Origin of the sequence: Gordonia prachuapensis, from assembly GCF_036350515.1 — a bacterium.
In the GTDB taxonomy this organism is placed as follows: domain Bacteria; phylum Actinomycetota; class Actinomycetes; order Mycobacteriales; family Mycobacteriaceae; genus Gordonia; species Gordonia prachuapensis.
Window position 1 is genome coordinate 1 of sequence record NZ_JAZDUE010000019.1, and the last position, 23050, is coordinate 23050.

Below are 23050 nucleotides of genomic sequence, written 5' to 3' on the forward strand. Positions count from 1 at the left end.
GCCGCATCCACACCGTCATCGTCGACATCGACGGCCACCCGCTGACCGCACGCACCCCGCTCGACGACGACGCCGAAGCGATCATCGCCGCTATCAACGCCAGGCACTAAGGAGGTCCAACTCAGGTCAGGAGTTTAGACGCAGCATGGTCGCAATCGGTTCCACACGGTCGGGTATTCGACTTGAGGCCAAACGACAGCTGTGTCCGTGGTCACATCACATCGACTGAGGACACATACTGAAAAAGGTTTGGCAACCGTGGCGCCGACGCCATCAGTCTTCCGACGGCGACGCCACCTCAGGCACCGATCCCGACTCCCCCTCCGAACCAGCCGACGACGAGCTCGACTCAGGTTCGGGCACATCCGAAGTCTCCGGGGCAGAGGTCGGTTCATCCGTGGACTCGGCCGGTGCCGAGGTGGGCACAGTCGACGAGCCCGAGGGCACAGTGGACGGAATCGAGGGCTCAGTCGACGGGATCTGGGACCCACTCGACGGAATGTCGCGCCCACTCGACGGGATTTGGCGCCCAGTCGACGGAAAGTCGCGCCCAGTCGACGGGACAACGGACGGAACGACCGACGTAGACGGGACGGCGGACGGGGTCGGAGCAACGGACGGGGACGGCTCCACCGACGGCGCCGACGTCACCGCAACCTTCTCCACCGCAGCCGAGGTGGTCGCCGGCTCCGGCCGCTCGTACTCCTCGAGCGCATCCTGCACCATGTCCGCTTCTTCTTCGGCGTTGGCGTTCCAGTGCTGCCAGGTGTGGGCGCCGTGGGAGTAGTTGAAGCGGACGGGGAGGTCGAAGACGATGGCGACGCCATTGAGCGCGAGCGTCGACGCGAACGACATTGTCTCCAGCAGACTGCCGAAGACGACCTCGCCGATGCCGCCAAGTCCGATCAGTTCGTCGAACTCATCGCGCCCGGTCAATAGGCCGGTGCCGGCGGAGATGACGATGATCTGGTCGTTGTCGCGGGCTTCGATGATGTGCCGGGTGACGTCGTTGGCGGCCCACTGGTTGCCGGGCGCAAAGGGATTGCCCCACATGCCGTCGAGGCCATTGGCGATGCCGTTGCGGTTGCTCAGGATGTACGGGATCAGCAGGTACCCGAAGACGCTGTCGGTCTGGTAGTAGCCGGAGATCGAGTGCGCGACCTTGAACACCTCGGGGTACTTGAGCGCCAGGTTCACCGCCTGCCCGCCGCCGAGCGAGAGCCCGACGATCGCGTTGCCGGTCTGCTCGACGGAGAAGTCCTGCTCCAGATAGGCGGGCAGTTCTTCGCCGATGAACGTCTCCCATTGCGGGTCGTACACACCGCCGCTGCGGTTGGGCAGTGTGTTGCCGTCGGCGTCGACGGGCAGCGCCTGCCAGTTCGACGACCACGCATTCGACCCGTCGACCACCTGCACCAGCGTGTACTGCTCGCTGTACTGCGAGGCGATGCTGTCGGCCTCATCGCCGCCACCGACCCCACCCAGGAAGTAAACCGCCTGTTCCTGTTGTCCCGGTTGCTGACTCGACGGCCGCACCTTCACCACGACCATGGACTGCATCGACTCCGACCACACCCGACAGGTCTGGATGTTGCGGTCGCGCTCGGAGTTGTTCGTGTAGGAGCAGCCGGTCCGCAGGGTGGTCGGGTCGACCGCCATTGCAATCCCAGTCCCCGACAACATCGCCAAACTCGTCACGGCCGCAACGCCGGCCACCAGCCGACGCGCCGATCGGGACCTCACGCCGCACCACACTCGGGCACATCGACGGTCACCGTCGGATCGTCGACGAGGGGCTGGATCGGGACCTCGGCCTCACCGTGCGCCGACGTCGGCTCGTCGAGCGTCAGCTCGACGGTCACCGTCTCCCCCGGCGGGATCTGCACCATCGTCGAGACGTAGGGCCGCCCGTGCAGTGGCAACTCGACGCGCATCGGGCTCTGCCCGTCCACGCTGATCTGTTTCACCACAGCACCTTTCGTCAGGAGCATCTCCACGTTGGAGAGGTTGGTGCCCTTGGGCATGGCGCGGACGGTGCCGTTGGGGGCGAGGACGTAGTCGGGCAGCGTCAGGTCGTCGAGGGTGTTGGTGAGTTTCACCGTCACGGTGCTCTCGCGTGTCGTCCCGTCGCAGGTGCCGGCGGTGTAGCTGATGTCGCGGCGCAGGTAGTAGTCGAGCTTGTTTCCGCCCGCATTGCCGATGGCCACCTGGAGATACGGCGACGACGTGTCGGAGATCTGGTGTCCCAGGGCGGTGGTCTGCAGGATGCGTTGCTCGTCGGCGTCGGTGCTGTAGATCATGATGCGGCGTTCGTGCACGCCGCGGCCGAGCGCCTCGAGGATGTCGCCGGTGTCGCCTTCGGCCGACGCGACCTGATCCACCACGGCTTTCGCGATGGCCTGCAGGTAGAGCTTGCGGGCCTCGCTGTCGCCGCGGAACCGTTCGTACGACGTCGACAGCGTGATCGGCACGACGTTGTCGGCGGTGATCTCCTCGCCGTTGGGCAGGGTAACCGGCCCGGTCACGTCGAGCACGTAGCTCAGTGCGATCGGGTCGAGCGCCATGGCGCCGTCGAGTTCCTGCCCGGTTTGGCGCTGCCAGTTGGCGATCCAGATCTTCGCCGCATCCGGGAAGTGGGCGCTGAGGTTGTTGTTGCGGAAGTCGGTGTACGGCCGGTACGACGAGTAGATCGCGTCGTAGTCCGGACCGAGGTCGATCTGCGGGCGCACCGGGTCGCGGAAGGTCGAGTTGGCGCCGAGTGTCGGCACGGTGACGCGGCCGTTGCGCGCGTTCATGATGGCGAATCCGCCGACGAGCCCACCGGTTCCGCGCGCCTCCGAGGGTGTTTGGAAGGCCAGGAAGTAATTACGTGGGCCCTCGCCGCCGAGCATCGACGGCACCAGCTGCGCGGCGACGTTGGTGCCGTTGAGGGTGGCGGCCGCTTCGTCGACCTGCTCCTGCAGCTGCGTGTGTGCGTCGGCGACCACACCCAGCCAACTCGGTTCGATGGTCTCGACCTGCGCGGCGATCTCGCTCGATGTGGCGGCGACGGCGGCCAATTCGGGTTGCGCCTCGCGTAGTGGCGCGGTGTCGACGGTGTCGCCGGAGCGCAGCTCGGACGGGTTGAGCACCGATGCGAGTTCCGCCGAGGGCACCAGCACCTGGGTGGCCAGATCCTCGACGGCGTCGCTCATCTGCTGCACCGACTCCAGAGGCGCACCGAGCCACGGGATGGATGCCGCGGCGCTCCACACGAATCCGTGTGACCAGTCGGATGCGCTGCGCGCCTTGTCCGATGCAGCGTCGGCGGCTTGCGTCGCGCGGTCCTGGTCGCCGTCGAGCGCGAGTTGCCGCGCGTCGGAGGCGTCCGCGCGGGCATCCTCTAGGTCGCCACGCACCTTGAACGCCGAGAACGCCAGCCAGCACAGCGCGGCAATCAGCAGCAGGAGCACCACGGCGACGACCTGCACGATGCGGTTGCCGAAGGCGCGGCGGATCATCGGCGCAGCCAGTCGACGATGGTGGTCACCTTGGGTTCGATCTCACCGAAGACCCGCTCGAAGTCGTCCTTGGGGCGGCCCATGGGGTCGGCGATGTCGAGGTGCGCCGAATTGGTGTCGATGCGAGAACGATTCGCGATGATGTCGTCGAGCGAACCGGCCGCGCCGTCGGCGAGTTCGGCGAACTCGGTGAGCGTGAACATCCGCTTCCACCGCACCGGCAGCAGCTGTTGCGCGGCGGCCCGATGGTCGCGGGTGAAGCACAGCACCAGGTCGGCGTCCTGCAGGATCGGCGGCCGCAGGTAGCGGGAGTGGAAGTCGGCGGGGTCATAGTCGTGTTCACGGAGGACTTCGACGGCGTGGCGGTGCATCTCGTGCCCGTTCATCGCGCCGACGCCGGCACTGGCCGACGCCACGTCGAGCTCGGCCTTCTCGACCTGGCCGCGCAGGATCGCCTCCCCCATCGGCGACCGGCAGATGTTGCCGGTGCAGATGAACAGCACCGATGCGGGCTTGTCGGCTGGTGCGCTCACAGCTCCTCCTCGAGTAGTTGCGCGATGCGTCTGAGTGTGTCGGGTTCGCCGAGGTCGGCGTGGGTCGAGTTGCCGGCCACCACACGGACCGGTCCGGCTGCGCGTCCCCACGCGTCGGGGTCGGGGTTGTCGGACGCGGCGACATACAGGGTGCGGCCGGCGGCGACCGGTGCAAGCGCATGGTCACGCGCGGCTTGCACCATCGTCGCCGAACGTTCGTCGAAGCGCCGCACCGCCTCTGGGTCACGCTGCTCGGCGAGTGCCCGCAGTGGATGAGCGGCCCGTAGTTCGTCGTCGGGCACGTCGCAGAGATCCGCCGGCGTGCGCGGGTCGAGCAACACCAGCTGGGTGACCTCCTCGTCGGCGTCGACGAGTTGGCGGGCGATCTCGTGCGCGATGAGCCCGCCCAGCGACCAGCCGACGAGCCGGTACGGGCCGTTCGCCTGCACGTCTCGCATCGCCGCGACGTGCCGTGCCACCAGCTCGGGCAGAGTCTCCGGCATCTGCCGCGCAGGGTCGATCAGCTCGGGCAGCTGCAGACCGAACACCGGCGCGGACAGCGCATCGGCGAGGGGCCGGAACTGTTCGACGATGCCGGCGGCGGTGTGCACGCACCAGACGGGTGATCCGTCGGTGGATGCCGACAGCCGAACGACGCGGTCGTTGCCGCGTTCCGGCGACCGGTGCAGGTGTGCGATCTCGGCGGGCGTCGGGTGGGTGAACAGTTCCGCCGCTGACACCTCGATACCGTTGCGCTTCAATGCGTCCCGCAGAGACAGTAAGGCGAGGGAGTTGCCGCCGGCGGCGAAGAATTCGTCGTCCATGCCGACGTCGACGCCCAGCACCTCGGCGAAGGCGTCGATGATGGCTTGTTCGACGGCGTCGTCGGGGGTGCGTTGCGACGTCGACCATTCCGGTTCCGGAAGTCGTTTCGCGTCGAGCTTCCCCGCCCCGGACAGTGGTAGCTCCGGGATGGGGACGATGCGGCTGGGCACCATGTGCCGCGGCAGAGTGCGGCGGCAGTGCGCCCACAGCTGGTCGGCGGGTACGTCGGGCGCGACGACGTAGGACACCAGCGCGGGCCCGGCGGGGCTGTCGCGCAGGACGGTCGCGGCGCGGGTGGCGCCCGCGGCCACCAGCACGGCGTCAATCTCGGCGGGTTCGACGCGCTGGCCGCGGACCTTGATCTGCCGGTCGGCGCGTCCGACGTAGACGAGTTCTTCGGTGGTGACGTCCCAGCGCATCAGGTCACCCGTGCGGTAGAGCCGCTCACCGTCCGGCCCGGCTACGAACCGCGACGCGGTCAGCGCCGCATCGCCCAGATATCCGCGTGCCACACCGGTTCCCGCGATGTAGAGCTCGCCGACGACACCGGGAGGGGTGGGCCGCAACTGCCGGTCGAGCAGGACGGCGCCGATGCCTGGTCGTGGACGTCCGATGCGGATGCGGTCACCGGGCACGTACCGGCTGGTGGAGACGGTGACGGTGGTTTCGGTGGGGCCGTAGATGTTGATGACCTGCGCGGCGCTGGCCCAGGTGTCGGCGAGGTCGGTGGTGAGCGCCTCGCCGCCGATGTACACCGCGCGCAGTGCCGTGAGGTCGGCGGGGGTGAGGGTGCGCATCACCGACGGGGTGGCGGTGAAGACGCTGACCCGTTGTGTGCGAAGGAAGTCGGTGAGGTCGCGGCCACCGGCGATCTCGGCGGGCACCACGACGAGGGTCGCGCCGGCGGCGAGGGGCAGCAGCATGTCGTGGAAGGTGGCGTCGAACCCTGGGCTGATGGCCATGCCGACGCGGTCGGTTCCGACCACGTCGCCGAGTTCCGCAACCCGATGCACGCCGCGATGCGGCACACCGACCACGTTCGGGGTGCCGGTGGTTCCCGACGTGGTGATCACGTAGGCGAGTTCATCCGGGGAGACGCGGGTGAGTGGTCCGGACACAACGTCTTCGGTTGGCTGAGCCGGTACGTCCTCCGGACCGATGACTGCGGCGCCGGTGACCTCGACGACCCGGTCCAGCCGCGCGGCCGGATAGGTGACGTCGACGGGCACGCAGGTCGCGCCGATCCGCGTGACCGCCCACAGCGCCACCACCGATTCGATGGACCGCGGGATCGCGACCGCCACCACATCCCCGCGCCCGAGCCCCCTGGCCCGCAGCGCCCGCGCCGCGACCGACACCCAGCCATCGAACTCGCGGTACGTGAGCCTTCGAGTCCCGTCATCGAGAGCAACATTGTCCGGATACGTCGCGACCGCCGTCGCAAGCAGATCCCCGAGAAGCGGCGCCCCCGCAGCTGGTCGAGCCTCCGAGTCGCCACCCCCCGCTGGTCGAGTAGCTTCCGAGCCGCTAGGCGAGGAAGCGTATCGAGACCCCGCAACCCCACCCTCCGAGGTCTCGATACGACCTCGGCTAGCGCCTCGGTCTACTCGACCAACGAAACGCGAGTCCCCCTCCGCACCCACCGCCGGTCGAGTAGCCTCCGAGCCGCTAGGCGAGGAAGCGTATCGAGACCGCCCAACCCGCCCCAAGAACCCCAACTCGTGCACGTCAAGCAGCCCCACCGACGAAACCCGCACCGACGAATCCCCAACCACCGCAACAACACCCGCCACAACCCTTTGCCCGATCGCAGCAATCGCCTCATCATCAAACAACCCACGCGCGTACTCCAGCCGTAACCGCCACCGGCCCTCGTGCTCAACCGCGACGACGTGCAGATCGAACTCACTCCACTCTTCGAGCAACCCGCCGGCCATCCCCTCCCAGGACGCGGCCGCACCGAAGGCCATCGAGAACGCGACCTGCACCAGCGGATGCCGACCGGCTTCGCGCGGCGGATCGACCAGCGCCACCACATCGTCGAACGCGATCAACCCGTGGTCGATGGCCGCCAGGTCTGCATCCCGCACCTGCCGAATCAGTTCGTCCACACAAGAAGCCGCGTCGAGCCTAGTGCGCAGCACGACGGTCGAGGTGAGCATCCCGACCGTGCCCGCTGTCCCCGCGTCGCGCCGCATCGACACGGGCGTCGCGAGTGCGACGTCATCCGTGCCGCCCTGAACCCCAAGCGCCAGAGCCAGTCCCGCATGGAGCACATGGAACTCGCTCGCATGCTCCCGCTCAGCAGCCTCCGCGACCGCCGCCGACACCCCCCCATCGAGGTCGAATTCCACAGTCGCCGTTCGCAGATCACGCGCTGCAGGCCGGTCCGCGACCAGTTCGAGCTGCCCGCTGTAACCGTCAAGCGCATCCGCCCAGAACTGCAGATTCTCCTCGCGCGACTCCTCATCCTCGGCAGCAAGCCTTGCCGCGACGTCGTCGAATCCGGTGTGTGGCGGGTTGAGTTCCATGCCCGCCATGAGGACGGTGAGTTCGTCGGCGAGTATGTCGGCCGATTCGCCGTCGAGGACGATGTGGTGCGCGACGATGACCACCGCGACCGGCGCACCATCGGACTCCATCACCCATGCCCGCACAGGTGGTGCGGCCTCGAGGTCGAACGGTTCGGTGAACTCGGCCGCGCTATCGGCCAGCGTCTCCGCCGAGATTCGGCGGATCTCCGGTCGCCAGCCCTCGATGACCTGCTGGCGCGGCCCGTCGGCAGTGGACAGGACCTGCGTCCGTAGCGCGGTGTGGCGGTCCACAATCTCGTTCACCGCACCGATGACCGTGTCCGCGGTCGCGCCGTCGGGGACAGCCACTACTACCGGGACCCCGTAGATCGGTGTCTCCCCCAACAGTTGCGCGTTCACCCACATGCGCCGCTGTGTCGGCGCGAGTTCAAAGGTCCCTGAGGAACCTGCAGCACCGACGTCATCACCGCTCCCTGAGGAGCGAGGCGCTAGCCGAGCGTCACGAAGGGCCCCCGCCAACTCCTCCGCCGACGGATTCTCGAACAACACCCGCGTCGGCACCCGCACCCCGAGTTCACGCCCGAGCGTCGACGTCACCCGCGTCGCCGACAACGATGTCCCACCGATGGTGAAGAAGTCGTCGCGAACTCCGATGTCGGCCACCGGCACGTCGAGCACCTCGGCCATCACACCCGCGACCTGCCGCACCAGCTCCGTATCCGTCGACGCCGCAACAGGCGCCACCACACCAGCGGCCTCGGACCCGACCACAGTGCCCGCACGAACCTCGGGGAACGAAACCGCCACATCCCCCGCGGCCGCCGCGAACAATGTCACGAAGTCCCCCAGGAATGCCTGCGCCACCTCACCCGGCACATATCCGGAATGCACCACGGTGACAACCAGTTCGCCGTCGTCCTCAGCAAGCACGACCTCGATGTCGAACTTGGCGTCGACGGTGGCGATCGCCTCCTCCACCACGCTCGCCTGCCACGCGTTGGCGCCGAGCGCATCCCCGGTCACGGTCGGCAGCACGTCCTCGTTGACGAGCAGCACGGAGATGAGCGAGTCGTAGCCGGCATGCGCATTCGGCCGCACCGCACGCGCAACGGCGTCGTACGGCACCTCGGCGTGGTCGGCGGCGTCAAGCGCGACGTCGCGCACCTGCTCGACGACCGTGCCGATCGCCTCACCCGCGGCCAACCTTGTGCGCAGGGCGACGGTGTTGACGAACATGCCGACCACCGACTCCCACGCGGGATTGCTGCGGCCGTGGACCGGCACACCGACGACCACATCCCACCGTCCCGTCCACTGCCCGATCAGATCCGCCAACGCAGCGTGGGCCAGGTGGAACACCGTCGCCGACAAGCGGTCCGCCGTCTGCCGCAGCCCCTCGGCGACATTGCGCTCCATCCGCGCCGACACTCGCCCGGCATCCCCCTCGACGTCAGAACACCCGGGCAGACGGACCGGCTCACCGGCGCCGTCGAGCACACCGAGCCAGTGGTCGAGTTCGCGGGTATAGCGGCTGGTCGGGTCGTCCGGCCCACCGAGGCGCTGCATCTGCCACTGGGTGAAGTCGGCGTAGCTCAACGCAGTTTCCAGCGCTTCACCCTGGTAGGCGCGCAGCAGATCCGCCAGCAGTATGCGCATCGACCAGCCGTCGATGGCGATGTGATGCAGCGCCGCAACGAAATAGCGGGCATCCTCGGCGTCGAAGACGCGGGCACGGAACCCCGGCTCGTGTTCCAGGTCGAACGGTGTCGACAGGAACGTCTCGATTGCCGGACGAATCGCCCCGGCGTCGACGGTCTCGTGTCCCAGCAGCGGCCCGGTCCGGTCGACGATGCGTTGCACCGGTCCCGCGGGTCCGTCCGGGTAGGTGGTGCGCAGGACGGCGTGGGTGTCTACGACGGCGTCGACGGCGTGCTGCAGTCGGGCGAGGTCGATGTCGCCGTCGATGCGGATCACCACCGGCACGTGATAGGCGGTGGAGGTGGGCGCGTAGTGGTGGTGAATCCACATGCGGCGCTGCGGGTGTGCCAGCGGCAGGTGCGCCGGGATCGGCAACGGCGCCGGTGCGGGTCCGCTGTCGGCGCCGCGCAGTTCGTCGATGCGGTCGGCAACGCCACTGACGGTGCGCGCCTCGAACAGCACCCGCACCGGCACGTCGACACCGCACGCTGCGGTGAGTCGCGCGGTGGCCCGCGTCGCCGACAGCGACGTCCCGCCCGCGGTGAAGAAGTCGGTGGTCGCGCCAAAGCTGTCGAGATTCGTCTCGAGCACGTCGGCCCATGCCTCGGCGACGAGGTGTTCGGTGGCGGTGGTCAGCGGCTCGTCACCGGCGGTGGTGTCGCGGCCGGTGATGTCCGGCTCGGGGAGCTGCGCGAGGTCGACCTTGCCGTTGCGTCCGATCGGCAGCGCCTCGACCTCGACGAACGACACCGGAATGATGCTGCGCGGCAGAACATGCGAGAGTGCCTCGCGCAGGTCGTCGGCCACCACAGTACGGCCCGGCTCCGGCACCACCCAGGACACCAGCACTTTCTCGCCACTCTGAGTGGCGCGGGTGGCGGTGACGGCGGTGGCGACCTCGGGCAGCCGGGTCAGGGCGACGTCGATCTCGGACGGTTCGAGTCGGATGCCACGGATCTTGACCTGGTCGTCGGTGCGGCCGTGGATGACGAGGGTGCCGTCGGGCCGGCGATGCACGAGATCGCCGGTGCGGTACATCCGCTCGCCGGTGCCGAACGGGTCGGCGACGAATGCGATTGCGGTCCGCCCGGATTCACCAAGGTAGCCCTGTGCTAGGCATGCGCCGGAGACGTAGAGTTCGCCAACAGTGTGCAAGGGCACCGGCCGCAACTGGGCGTCGAGGACGTGCGCGACGACGCCCGCCAGGGGTGTGCCGATGGTGACCGGTCCGGGTTCGGTGAATCGGGCGCTGGTCACGGCGACGGTTGCTTCGGTGGGGCCGTACTCGTTGCTGACCGCTGCGACGGCGGTCCAGTCGCGGACGAGGCCGCCGCTGAGTGCTTCGCCGCCGACGGCGATGTGGCGGACGTCGGGGAGTTCGCCCGGGTGCAGGGTGGCGAGCACCGACGGGGTGGTGAACAGCATGGTGACGGCGTGGTCGGTGATGGTGTCGCAGAGTTCGTCGGCGGCGATGACGGTCGGCGGGCAGATGACGATGCTCGCGCCGGCGAGGCGGGCGGGCACCAGGCCCATGAGTTGGGCGTCGAATCCGACTGCATAGGTGTGCAGGACGCGGTCCGCGGCGGTGATCTGCAGGCGTTGCGCGGTGTCGCGGGCCCAGCCGGCGATTCCGCGATGGGTGACCACCACACCCTTCGGTGTGCCGGTGGTGCCGGAGGTGAACGTGATGTAGGCGGCGTCGTCGACGCGCAGCGGACGCACCCGCTCGGCCGGGCCGAAAGGCTCCGAGACGTCGGTATCGAGCTGGTCGACGCGGAGCACCGGGATCGACGCGTCGATAGACGGCAGCGCGTGCTCATCGAGCGCCAGAATCGCCGCCGGCCGCGCCCGATCGATCAGCGAGCGACGACGCTCGGCCGGATCGGCCGGATCGACATTGACGAACGCCGCGCCCGCTCGTGCCACCGCCAGCGTCGCGATTACACCCCAGACGGAGCGCGGGAGGTGCTGCACCACAACATCTCTAGGGCCGATACGAGCCGCGATCAGTTGCCGAGCAATCGCCGTCGACATCCGATCCAGATCGGCGTTGGTGAGTACGCCGCCGTCCTCGACGACCGCCACCCCATCCGGTGCGTCGGCCAGTCCTGCACCCAACAGTTCCGCGAGAGTCTCCGCCGGCGGCGCCGGCCGTGCCACCTCGGTGGTTCCGGCAAGCAGCGCAGCTGTCGGTCGGTCGGCTTCCGTCACCGCCCGCCCGACCGTGTCGACGACGAGCCGGCACAGCGCATCAAGCCGTTCGGCGTCCGCGACGCGATCGGTGCACGTCATCGAGATCTGCAGCCGCCCATCAACCCGGTACATGGCCACATCAATCCCAAACAGCGGCAGATCCGCCACCCGGTCCCTGAGGAGCGCGCGAGCTTGCGAGTGCGCGTCACGAAGGGCCGCCTCTCCCCCCGCCGGTTGAGTAGCCCGAGGCGCTAGCCGAGGGCGTATCGAAACCCCGTGACCACCTTCCCCCGCCGGGTCAGCAGCCCGAGCCACATCTCCTTCCGCTGGTTGAGTAGCCCGAGGCGCCAGCCGAGGGCGTATCGAAACCTCAGAACCAGAACCAGAACCCCCAACCCAAGCAGCAACCTCATCCGGCACCACCCCCAACGACACCTCGAACAACGGCGTCCCCGCCCCCGCTCGTCCCGGATCAGCGATCTCCGCAATCTCCGTCAACGGCAGATCAGCATGCGCAAACGCCCCCAGATCCACCTCAGTGACCCGCGACAGCAACTCCCCAAACGGCACCTCAAGATCAATCGCCGTATGCAACGGCACCGCCCGCGCAAACAACCCAGGCACCCGAGCCAACCGCGCATCCAACCGCCCGGACACCGCGGTCCCGATCGTGACGACCGATGTATCCGCCTGCCGCGCAAGCACTGCCGCCAACGCCGTGTGGACGACGATGAACGCCGTGGACTTGCGCTCCACCGCCAACGCGTCGAGCGCACCGGTTACCGAGTCGTCGAGCTCCCCGTGCGCCTGCACCACCGAGACATCCGCCGACGTCACATCCGCAGCCGCCTGCAGATTGACTTCCGGCAACCGCAGCGGGCTGACCGGCTCACCGAACGCCGACGACCAGTGCGCCACGAGTTCGTCGCGCCGCGCCCGCACCACGTCGTCGCGCCACAGTCCGTACTGCCGATAGTCGACCCGGTCCTCGGCACTGTCGGTCCGGCCGTCGAGTTCCGCAGATAGCTCGTCCAGGAGGATCGGGAACGATTCGCCATCGGTGGCGATGTGGTGCCCGACGATCAGCAGCCACGTCTGCCCCTCACGTTCGATCACCCGCACCCGCCACGGCAACGTCTCGCCGAGGTCAATCGGGCGGAGCAGCGTTGCAAGTACGTCCGACACGTCGAGCGCAGAATCCACGTCGGCATCCAGCTGCCCACGCACGAAGACGGCGAGTTCGTCATCGCTCCAGCGGTATTGGAACGGCGATCCGTCGTGGACGGGGAAGCTGGTGCGCAGCGCGTCGTGCCGCCCAACCAGAGCGGCAACCGCGTCACGGACCTGCGCAACAGGAGCCTCGACGGGCAGCGCCACGTGCATCAGGTAGCCGGTGAACTCGGGTTGGGTGCGCCACCGCAGCCACACGTCGAGTTGCTCGGGGGTGAGCGGCAAATGCTCCGGTTCAACGCGACGCTCCCCCAGCTCCGGCATCGCGACCTCGGTCGCTCCGGTCAGAAGTTCGGCGAGGCCTGCGACGGTGGGGCGGTCGAACACGTCGGGCACCGCGACCGGGTGCCCGTCCGCGGCGAGCGCGGCAGCCAGTCGCGCCGCCGACAACGACGTTCCGCCGGTGGCGAAGAAGTTGCTCTCGGGTGTGAGGTCGACGGAGTCGTCGCCGATCACTGTCCGCATCGCTGCGGCGACGATCTCCTCGGTCGGCGTCAGCGGCCGCGCCGGCGTGGTCGATTCCCGTAGTTCGGCAAGCAGTTTGTCGCGGTCGAGTTTGCCCGTCTGGGTGCGCGGGAAGCCGTCGACGATGATCGCGCGCGCCGGCACCGCGTACGCCGGCAGCCGGGCCGAGCATGCGGCGAGCATCATGGTTTCGTTCAGCGCGGCGACGTCGGCGCGGTCGGCGAAGCCGTCTTCGGTGATGAACGCGATGAGCCGTTCGTCGCCGGCGTTCTGTCCCGGGTCGACGAGGACACGGGCGTTCCCGACTCCGGGTATCGCGCGCAGGACGCCGGCGATCTCGCCGAGTTCGATGCGGTATCCGCGGATCTGCACCTGGTCGTCGTCGCGGCCCAGGTAGGCCAGCCGGTTCGGCGCCACCTCCCGTACCCGGTCCCCGGTGCGGTACATCCGACGTCCGCCACCGAGCGGGTCGGCCACGAACCGGGTGGCCGTGAGTGCCGGCGCATTCAGGTACCCCATCGACACCTGATCACCCGCCACATACAGGTCCCCAGCCGCCCCCGGCGGCACCGGGCGCATCCGCGAGTCGAGGATCGCCCACCCCACCCCGTCGAGCGGTGCGCCGATGATGCTGCGCTCGTCGTCGAGGTCCACGTCGCACGCCGTGAGATGCACCGTCGTCTCGGTGATCCCATACATGTTGATCAGCCGCAGCCCCGAGCTACCGCCGGTTGAGTAGTCCGAGCCACCCCGTCCGCCGGTTGAGTAGCCCGAGGCGCTAGCCGAGGGCGTATCGAAACCGCCCTCACCCCCCTGATCCCTGAGGAGCGACCGAGCTTGCGAGGGCGCGTCACTCACCTGATCCCTGAGGAGCGACCGAGCTTGCGAGGGCGCGTCACGAAGGGTCTCCCCACCCCCTTCGCCGGTTGAGTAGCCCGAGGCGCTAGCCGAGGGCGTATCGAAACCAGCCGAACCCTCCCGTCCAACCGCACCCCCCTCGTAGTCACGAAGACCCCGCCCCTCCACAAACCCCCGCAACCCTTTCGGCTCCAACGCCTCCCCACCAAATACGACCGCCCGCACCGACGACAGCACCCCAGCACCCACGACCGCCGGATCGGTCAACGCCGAGAACGCCGTCGGTGTCTGCGACAGAATCGTCACCCCATGCCGATCCAGCGTCGCCGCCAGCCTCCGCGGATCACGCGCCGTCGCCCGATCCACCGCGACCACACATCCACCCGACGCCAACGCCCCGAAGATCTCCCACACGGAAAAGTCGAACGCATACGAGTGCACCCAACTCCACACATCGTCGGGACCGGCATCCACCTCATCCATCGCCGCACCCAGCATCGCCGCGACGTTCGACCGCGTGACCACCACACCCTTGGGCACACCCGTCGACCCGGACGTGTGGATGATGTACGCCGCACCCGGAATCGGTTCGGCCACATCGCGGCCCGCACCCACCGACAGTCCCAGCCTGGGATGCACGACCACAACCGGCTGCGTCGCCTCGACAATCAGGTCGATCCGCGCCTGCGGATACTCCGGATCGATCGGCACATACACCGCATCGGCCATCAACGACGCGACCATCGCGACCACGGCGTTGGTCCCGCCCGGCAGAAGCAGCGCCACCCGATCCCCCGGCCGCACACCGCTCTCCCGCAGCCGATCTGCCAGATCCCGAGCACGCGTCACCAGCTGCTGATACGTCAGACGATCCTCACCAGAGACCAGGGCACCCGCATGAGGCCGCGCCTCAGCGTGTGCCACCAGCGCCTCGATCGGATCGACCACCACCGTGCGTCGGTCCGTGGGAGCCGGCAGCTCCGGCACCGGGACACTCTCCGACACCAGCGCATCCCCGCCACCAGCCACGAGGCCATCAATGGTGGCGATGAACAGGTCGAGAATATGTTCCGCCGCAACCACATCGACGTGCTTCTCGGCGACGGTGACAGTGACCTCGAGTTCGGACTCGTTGTCGACGACGCTGAACTCGAGTGCGGTGCGCGCCTGATAGGTGGGCAGTACTTCGTAGTCGACGATGACACCGGTCGCGGTGAGGTCTGGTTGTCCGGCGTGATATGCGAAGATGACGTCGGCCAACCCAGCTGGTGCGGTTGCGGCGTGGCGGCGGGCGTCGTTGATGTCTTTGGCCACTCGGGTCAGCGCTTCGCTGACCGCCAGCTCGCGGACGCCGGTGATGCGGAGCGGCGCAGTCTGGACGAACATGCCGACGGTCTGCAGTTCGTCACTGGTTTCGCGGCCGGCGAAAGGCACAGACAGCACGACGTCGTCGGTGTCGGTGTAGTCACAGAGCGTGGCAGCCAGAGCCAGGCTGAGAAGTGTGTTCAGGGTGGTACCGGCCGACCGCGCCACTTCCGTTGCGCGCCGACGGAGGTCGCTGCTGATGGTGAGTTGCAGGTAGACGGCGGGTCCGCCGGTGAGGCCGGTGGATTGGGTGGTCGCTGGCGCCGGCAGCGCCATGTGCTCAGGTGCTCGGCGGAGCTTGCGTGTCCAGTAGATGCCGGAAGGCGCGACGTTCTCGCGCGCCGCGAGGACCGAACTGAAACCGGTGGCGTCAGATGGCCAAGTGGGCTCAACACCGGATTGTCTCGCCTGGACTGCGAACGCGAAGTCGGCGAGGACGATGGGTAATGACCATTCGTCGATCGCGATGTGGTGAGCAACGAGCACGAGGTCTAGATTGTCGCCGGATGTGTCCAGGACCGCCCGCCACGGCACGTCGACTGTGAGGTCGAACGGGGTGGTGACGGCTCGGTTGATGCCTTCGGAATCAAGCGTGGCGATGGTGATCGGCGTAGCACCTACCGGGTCGGCGACTGAGCGGACGATGGGCATCGGTGTACCGCGCTCGTCTAGGTGCACTGTGCTCAGTGCCTGTTGTCGTGCGGCAATGTCGATCAATCCGGCCCGGACCGCGTCCTCGGTAACTCCGCCGCCAAGGCTCAGGTGGACAGGCAAGTGATTGACGATTGCGTGACGGTCGCCGCGGTTTAGGAGCCAGATTTCGTGCTGCGCGCGAGTGGGCCGATAGGTCACCGAACTCCTGCGCTCGACGCGCAGGCCCGGTTCACGTTGCGCGATAAGGGCCGCGAGGTCGCTGATAGTGGTGGTGGGCGTGAGGATGTCAAGCGGAAACGATATGTTGAGGTCTCCGCCCGCGCGGGCGGCAACCTGCATCAGGATGAGGGAAGTAGCGCCGAACTCGTTGAGACAAGTGTCCAAGGACGGACTGTCGACACCAGTGAGATCCGCTATGGCCGACGCGATGGCGCGTTCGATCTCGTTCCGTGGCTGCGCGTCTAGTGTCAGGGCCGTTGCCATGTGCGCGATCGCAACGGCTATCGCATCGCGGTCCGGCTGGCCGGTGGTGTCGAACGGCAGGGTGTCGAGAACAACGATGCGTCGAGGCCACAGCACCGCGGGCAGGTATGTGGTGAGGTGCACGCGGACAGCAGCCACTACGGCCGACGCGTCATCGGAATCTCGTGAGATACTCACCGCGAGGTCGATACAGTCGCCGTCTGCTCCGGTGAATGGGACGGCAACAGCCGTTTCCACACCACCGATTTCGGCAGCGGCGCGCTCTATCACTTCGGGCTGCACTCGGACACCCCGAAGGACGAACTCGTTGTCCAAATGGGCGTGCGCGCACAGCTCGTCCGTGGAGGGGTCGATGTAGGCGAGCTGACGGGTGGGCACCCCTTCCCAAAAGATCTCCCCGATCACGCCTGGCGGCACAGGTCGATGGCGTCGGTCAAGAAGTTCAGTCTGGTGCTGCATCTGCGCAGTCAACGTATCGGGAATGACAAGCGGAACGTCATCGATCTTCGAGTCAGGGCGTTCAAGCAATGCGTGTGCCACCGCGTCCAGCATCGCTAACAGCTGGCGATGGTGCGCGGCGATCTCCGCGCCGTCGTACCGGTTTGGGTTTGCTTCCAGGTCGAGTACGAGCCTGCCGGTTCCTCCGGCTCCGGGATAGAGATTGATCGACAGGTCGTCCACCGGGCTGGTAGTGAGGACATGGAAGGTGGCACGCGCTTCGCCACAGCGAAATTCGCGGTCGAACAGCATCAGGTTAAGCATGATCGTGGACATGCCACGCTGGCCTGCGGGAGTGACCTCGCCAGCGCGGGTGAGGTCGGCCAGGATGTCGTCGTACCGATATCGCTGGTGGCGCAACGCCCCCATTAGGGCAGTCTGGACGTCGCGAAGGAAAGTACGAACAGCGATTCTTGATCCAATCCGGAATCGAAGGGGCACGATGTTAGAAACGGGAAATGGAGTGTTGCGCAGGTGTGCAGTAGTGCGGGCGGCAACTGGAAGATTGAACACGACGTCGCCACTGGCAGTCGCGCGCCCCAGATAGGCGGCCACGGCCGTTGCGACAACTACCGGCAGCGAGGTCGAATGGTGCTCGGCGGCATCCCGGAGTACATCCATTGTGGCAGTGGGTATCGGCTCAGCGACGTGTTCCGCAATCGCTGTCGGAGGTCCATTCCGCCGGGCAAGAGTCGAGGGAAGCGGGAGGCCAGTTAGAGTCCGACGCCAGTAATTGCCGTCTGCGACGTAGCGGGAAGAACCTTTGTAATCGAGGTCCGCGCGATACGCGGCATCGAAGTCTACGGCCCGGACCGTGGGAACCTCACGCCCGGAAATCGTCGCGTCGTAAGCGGCAAGTGCCGAAATCGTGCAGGCCTTTGCCGAGAAACCATCTGCGGTCAGATGGTGCGTGCGGATGTAAAAAAGGAACCGCTCATCTGCGACGCGATACAGGTAGCCGACAGTGAGCCTGTCCACCAACGGATCAACAGGGCGAGCATAATCGGCCACCATCATGCCACGAGCGACCGCATCGGCGTCGTCCTCTCCGCGTAGGTCGACGTACACCGGTTCGCTCGACAGAGATGCATCATGGATACCAGTAAGATCTCCTCCGTCGGCGTGAAAAGTGACCTGGAAAGCCCTCAGCGCACGGACACAATTCCCCACCGCGCTCAAGAACACCCCGACTTCAATCGGTCCATCGAGTTCGGTACACTGCGCGATGTTCAGGGAAACAGCTGGCTGGCCGCGTTGCGCGTCCCACAGGGCCACCTGGGCAAGGTTCGGCGAAAACGCAATCGCTTCGCCAGTCACGCGCCGTGCACCTTCCAGTACACGGCCCAACCACCGACGAAACCACTGCTCAACCGTCGCTCTTGTCGGAATCGAAGCGTGGTCAGGGCGCCAGGGCCGTTTGCCTTCGGAAATGCGTTTGCACTGCACTCGCAAAGAGCGCCGGCGGCGATGTCGACAATGAACTCCACCGAAACTGCCGGGACAGCACTCCGCATGCCAGCTCCGACAAACGGAGCGCAAGAACCTCTGCATCGCGGCGGACTCGCGCGGCGCAGTACAAAACAAGACCACCCACCGAATAGCATTTGAGGCTCTACTTTGTAGACAGCATCAACGAGCTCGAGCAGGATGTAGGGAGCGAAACCGCCCTTCAACGAACAGCCAGAAAGTCGATTCGCTCTATGCACTAACGACGTCCGGGGATTCAGGATTCCCAGCGACACCAACATGATTAACCACTCCGAGTAAACTACGCACAGCGGCAGGTGCGCCGTGGTGCCGCGACGCACGCGTGCCGTTCGCTACAACCACTCATCGCGACGATCCCGACAAACCCGCATTTGATGCAGTATAGCCGTATTCACGGTACGCCCCAGTCCGCGAAACGCCATTCAAGACAACACCAGCAATCGTCGCCTGCGCCATCCGCAACTGATCAACAGCCGAAACCAATTCAGATCGCCTGGTACGACCAGCGCGAACCACTACGAGAACCCCATCAACCGAGCGAACAAGAACCGATGAATCAGCGACAAGATTGACTGGAGGCGAGTCGACTATGACATAGTCGTACTCCACCGAAAGTGAGCGAAACAGTTCTTCAGATTTTGTCGAATTGAGAAACTCCACCGGGTTTGGCGGCAATCGCCCAGGGCCAAGTACCTCAAGGTTTGGGACCTCGGTTCGTTGAATTACATCACCGGGTTCTGCCACACCGCGAATAATATCCGTTAATCCAACTTCGCCATTGAGTCCCAATCGAGGACATAAGGTAGGGCGTCTAAGATCTGAATCAACTATTAGGGTTCGATAACCAGAGTCCGCCAGCGCCAATGCCAGGTGGATCGTGGTGGTCGATTTTCCCTCGCCCTGCTCCCCGCTCGCAATTAGAAGTCGCCGAATATCTCCCTCTACGCCCGCGAAGTCCAGGTTGATCTGCAGTCGACGAAACGACTCAGCCATCGGCGAGTTACCGAACTGCACCAGGTCATTCTTCGAATCGACCATTCCGAGCCGCGAATCAACGGAAGCTAGCACTGGAACGTCGACAAGTCCTTCAATGTCCGATTCCGACCTAAGCCTAGTGTCAAACCGACCCTTCAAATACATGAAAAGAAAACCGATGACAGAACCTGAAAACAACCCAATCGCCACAAGGCGAAGCGGTTGTGGCGAAAATGGATACACACTCGGACTAGCCGGTGAAATAACAGTCAACTTCGCTAGCGGTTCGCCTCCGCCACTCGGAGTTTCGAGCTCGACTACGTTAAGCCTCATCGCTTCCGCAACAGCATTGGCGAGAGCTGCCGCGCCAGTCGGTTCAGTCGCAGTCGCCGTGATGTCCAGAACGACGGTGTCCAGAGCCGCCGATGCTGTGACTGCAGACCGCACATCATCGACGGACCCGTCAAGATCGCCAATTTCGATCGCATCCGACAAGACGGCATCCGAAGACGCTAGATCTACGTAAGAAGCAACGCGCTGTTGGGACGCAAGCGACCCTGTGTATGCCCCCTGGGATCCGCCGTCCGACACCGTTGTCACATAGACCACAGCTGTTGAAGCATACGTTGGCGATTGTAGAAGCGCCCATGCGACGGCAAGAACCCCTCCGGCTAAGGCCGCAAGTACCACGTTCCACCAACGCTGCCTCCACAATGCACCCAAACTTTGCAAAGACGCGTACTTTCGAGTCTCATTCGTCGGAACTTCTTGATTCAGCACTCGCCGTCCTCCGAAACATTCATAGAAAATCCAACAATCGACGCCGGAATTCCGACGGCGCTGACAGAGTCCGGCAGGCTCTTGAGGACGACAGCATTCGCACCTATCGTACATTGATTGCCAAGAACAACGTCGCCAAGAACGCGGGACCCCGCACCAAGCTGGCATCCTGCACCTATCACAGGACCCGAGACATCCGCTGGGGACCGCGAGCCGATCGTAACCCCCTGCTGTATGGTCACATCGTTTCCGATCCAAACGTTAGGACCGATGACAACGCCAACAGGGTGGTAAAGAACAAGCCCGGGAGCAATATCAGCCTGCCAAGAAATATCACATCCCGTAATAACGGTGTTAATCTGCTTAACCGCACTACCGAGTGGCCCCCACCTACGGCCAAGAGCCTGACTCACGCGGAACAGGACGACAGCTACGAACCTAACAGTGCCGATATCAGCAAGCCGAGAAGACAGTCCGCTTGATCGTCCGTTAATCGCGTTACGCTGCCAGTCACAGAAAATTGCTTCAAGCATGACTAACCCTTCGAGATAGATAACAAGCGCGATAGACGCGGCTTCTGAACATCAGGCGCACTCCAACGCCAGTAGCAGTACCAGATAGCAAACACGTATATAAACGAAGATGCTATCCCAACGATACCCAAACCCAGCAACAGGGTGCCACCGCGAAGAAAGACAAGGCAATAACCAACCGAGATGATACGCATAACGTCCCATGCGACACGCCAAGACGCGCCGCCCAGAAAGGCGAGGCTATGCTCTACCGGCATATACAAGAGTTGGGAGCCAATAAAACCGACAACAGCCAGCCAAAAGAATAACCCCGAGGGTTGAATGGCTGGCATCAAGCCCGTTATCCAGACTAGGATAACGGTTGAAACAGCTGACGCAGTCGCCAACACAGCGCCTATAGAAAGGCCGATAAACAGCCGGCTCCGCACTGCTTTTCTATCGAGCGACCGAACTGACGCACCTATGTGAGCATCCATCGATGGCGCGACCACTTGTCCAGCGGTCGTATGAAAACCAGCACCGACCCTGCACGCCGCCGCCCAGGCGGGGGCCGAAGTTCCTAGAAAGGCAGCCGATACAGCTCCAGCCTGTGCCGCACATCCACTCAATAGCTGTCCGAATACAAGATACTTTTCACACCATATGTCTGATAGTAACGCTTTAAGACTGAATCGCGAAGGACTCGCAATAACCGTGTGAAAGCGACGTATCCATAGAAATCCCGCGAGCGCAGCACCGAGGAATGCCAGGAAGATAGCGGCGACGTACACCCAGACTGATGACGTAACCAAACACGCGGAGAAGGTCCCAACGAGCAGGACCACCGAGTATAGCAACCGCATACGCATCGCGATACTATAATCGTTGATAGTAACAGCCGTTGTTTGCGCAACGACAAACATTCCCTGAGCCACCAGGATTATCGAGCCAGCCCAAGCGTACTGAGCCACGGCGTGCCAGGGCGACAGTGTTTCGAGAACAACACCTGCAAGGGCGACAATAACTGCGGTCACGATCGTCAACGACACCGCGGACTCGATTAGAGATGAAGTCGTAGATGCCGAGTTGGTGTTCCCCCCATCGCCAACTGGGCACTTCGAGAAGACTCCTATCGCAGGAAGGCGAAAAGCGATCGCGCAGGTGGCCGATCCGAGCAGAATGCTCGATACGGCACTCACTACTAGCACGAACGTGAGCACATCGGTGTGCCCAAAGAAGAGAGGCAATAGACCACTCAACAGCGAAATGGCCTGAGCACTGATGCCAACTACCGAAGGAATGAGATCGTTCCGAATCTGTCGCAGTACTCTTCGAGCGACCCTCATGGCGAGGTCCCAGCGTAGAGAGCGCGCAGCGCAGTCTCCTGGTTCGATCGACTATTCTCCCGAAGCGCGTTCTTCCACGCCGCTAGTTGGATTTTCCTCTTACTAGGAGACTCCATTAGGGCAAGGATTCTTCGCGCCGCCTCGTCAGCGCTAGCGACGCATAGCTCACTATATGGTCCGAACGATGGTACATCCCGTACCACAGGCGGAATACCGCACGCAACCGCATTGAGCAATGCCACCGGAAATCCCTCCCATGCTGCGCTGTGGATATATGCCAAGCACCCTTGCAGCAACGAATCCACTCGGGATTCGTCTACCCATCCGGTAACCTCTACCCCGCGAGAACGGAGATACTCTTCGTAGCTCTTGTCTCCACCGCCTATCCACATAAACTTCACCGATTCGCTAGGCCGAAGTCGCTGGACTGCCTCGGCTACCGCCATGAACCAGGCAGGATCCTTTTGAGCGGTGAGCCTGCCAACCGCGCAGACAACTGCGGGGACGACCAAGGTCTCTTGCGCGCCAAAGAATCGCCAATCGGCAACGTTCGGGATCGTGGTGACTCGAGTGGCGGACCTGGCTAAGCGCTGAGCGAGGTCGGCCTCACGCTGGCTACAAGCTGCGACGACGCTAGTGTTTAGGGATAGGAGTGCCTCAATGCCCATAATAGTGGTCCGTACGAATCTGTTCAGATCTGTCCTTTCGAACGCGTAGCAATGTGGCGTATAGACGATTCTTAAATCTAGTTGTTTCTTAACTAGCAGTCTGCCAAAGAATCCCGCGCGACTTGAGTGCAGGTGCACAATGTCTGGTCGATACAGTCGTACTTGTCGAACGACACCCAATGTTGAAGCTGTGATCTTTCGCTCAATCTCGACTACTTCACAGTTGTCCACCTTTGCATATCCGGATGAAGATATCGAATCTCGTCGAGTCAAGTGAAAGATCCGATGGCAAAAATCCGGCGTAGCGGAAACATAACTGCGGATCGCTGATGCAACTCCTCCGGAGCTGTCCGTTATGTGGAGAACTCGGAGAGGCTCTGATCGCTTCGCCGACCAAACCCCCGCAGTGTGTCCGCTAGTGTCAAGATGGCTGTGAAATTGCACC

General features: G+C 64.8%; 8 protein-coding genes and 2 pseudogenes. 1 reads left to right on the plus strand and 9 read right to left on the minus strand.

Annotation, left to right across the window (positions count from 1 at the left end; translation table 11 throughout):
• Positions 1 to 273: 273 nt before the first annotated feature.
• The 5 genes and pseudogenes from V1Y59_RS19855 to V1Y59_RS23700 form a co-directional block, all read right to left on the minus strand.
• Positions 274 to 1659, minus strand: a complete 1386-nt coding sequence (locus tag V1Y59_RS19855; protein WP_330506776.1) for an alpha/beta hydrolase — start codon at positions 1657 to 1659, stop codon at positions 274 to 276.
• Positions 1660 to 1739: 80 nt separating this feature from the next.
• On the minus strand, positions 1740 to 3500 hold the full coding sequence (locus tag V1Y59_RS19860) for a DUF4012 domain-containing protein (RefSeq protein ID WP_330506777.1): 1761 nt from the start codon (positions 3498 to 3500) through the stop codon (positions 1740 to 1742).
• On the minus strand, positions 3497 to 4033 hold the full coding sequence (locus tag V1Y59_RS19865; protein WP_330506778.1) for an arsenate reductase/protein-tyrosine-phosphatase family protein: 537 nt from the start codon (positions 4031 to 4033) through the stop codon (positions 3497 to 3499). Before V1Y59_RS19865 ends, V1Y59_RS19860 begins: the two co-directional genes overlap by 4 nt.
• Positions 4030 to 16053, minus strand: a complete 12024-nt coding sequence (locus V1Y59_RS19870; RefSeq protein ID WP_431309240.1) for an amino acid adenylation domain-containing protein — start codon at positions 16051 to 16053, stop codon at positions 4030 to 4032. The genes V1Y59_RS19865 and V1Y59_RS19870 overlap by 4 nt, the downstream gene beginning before the upstream one ends.
• A gap of 54 nt (positions 16054 to 16107) precedes the next feature.
• Positions 16108 to 16338, minus strand: a pseudogene (locus tag V1Y59_RS23700) (phosphopantetheine-binding protein); the annotation flags it as partial.
• Here V1Y59_RS23700 and V1Y59_RS19875 point away from each other — a divergent pair.
• Positions 16339 to 16506, plus strand: a complete 168-nt coding sequence (locus V1Y59_RS19875; protein ID WP_330506851.1) for a hypothetical protein — start codon at positions 16339 to 16341, stop codon at positions 16504 to 16506.
• A 384-nt stretch (positions 16507 to 16890) separates the two neighbouring features.
• Here the strand turns inward: V1Y59_RS19875 and V1Y59_RS23705 are convergent.
• The 4 genes and pseudogenes from V1Y59_RS23705 to V1Y59_RS23715 all read right to left on the minus strand — a co-directional run.
• Positions 16891 to 18387: pseudogene (locus V1Y59_RS23705) on the minus strand (condensation domain-containing protein); the annotation flags it as partial.
• A 279-nt stretch (positions 18388 to 18666) separates the two neighbouring features.
• Positions 18667 to 20079, minus strand: a complete 1413-nt coding sequence (locus tag V1Y59_RS19885; RefSeq protein WP_330506780.1) for a tyrosine-protein kinase domain-containing protein — start codon at positions 20077 to 20079, stop codon at positions 18667 to 18669.
• A complete protein-coding gene (locus V1Y59_RS23710) occupies positions 20073 to 20612 on the minus strand; it encodes a serine O-acetyltransferase (RefSeq protein WP_431309235.1) in 540 nt (179 codons plus the stop codon). The genes V1Y59_RS19885 and V1Y59_RS23710 overlap by 7 nt, the downstream gene beginning before the upstream one ends.
• Positions 20613 to 21933: 1321 nt before the next feature.
• Entirely contained in the window at positions 21934 to 23049 is a 1116-nt protein-coding gene (locus V1Y59_RS23715; protein WP_431309236.1) for a glycosyltransferase family 4 protein, read from the minus strand.
• Position 23050: the final 1 nt, after the last annotated feature.

What these genes read in the sequence shown, in the direction of transcription:
- V1Y59_RS19860 (WP_330506777.1), bottom strand. Translation starts at nt 3,500, where the DNA reads ATGATCCGCCGCGCCTTCGGCAACCGCATCGTGCAGGTCGTCGCCGTG.
- V1Y59_RS23710 (WP_431309235.1), bottom strand. Translation starts at nt 20,612, where the DNA reads ATGCTTGAAGCAATTTTCTGTGACTGGCAGCGTAACGCGATTAACGGA.
- V1Y59_RS19855 (WP_330506776.1), bottom strand. Translation starts at nt 1,659, where the DNA reads ATGGCGGTCGACCCGACCACCCTGCGGACCGGCTGCTCCTACACGAAC.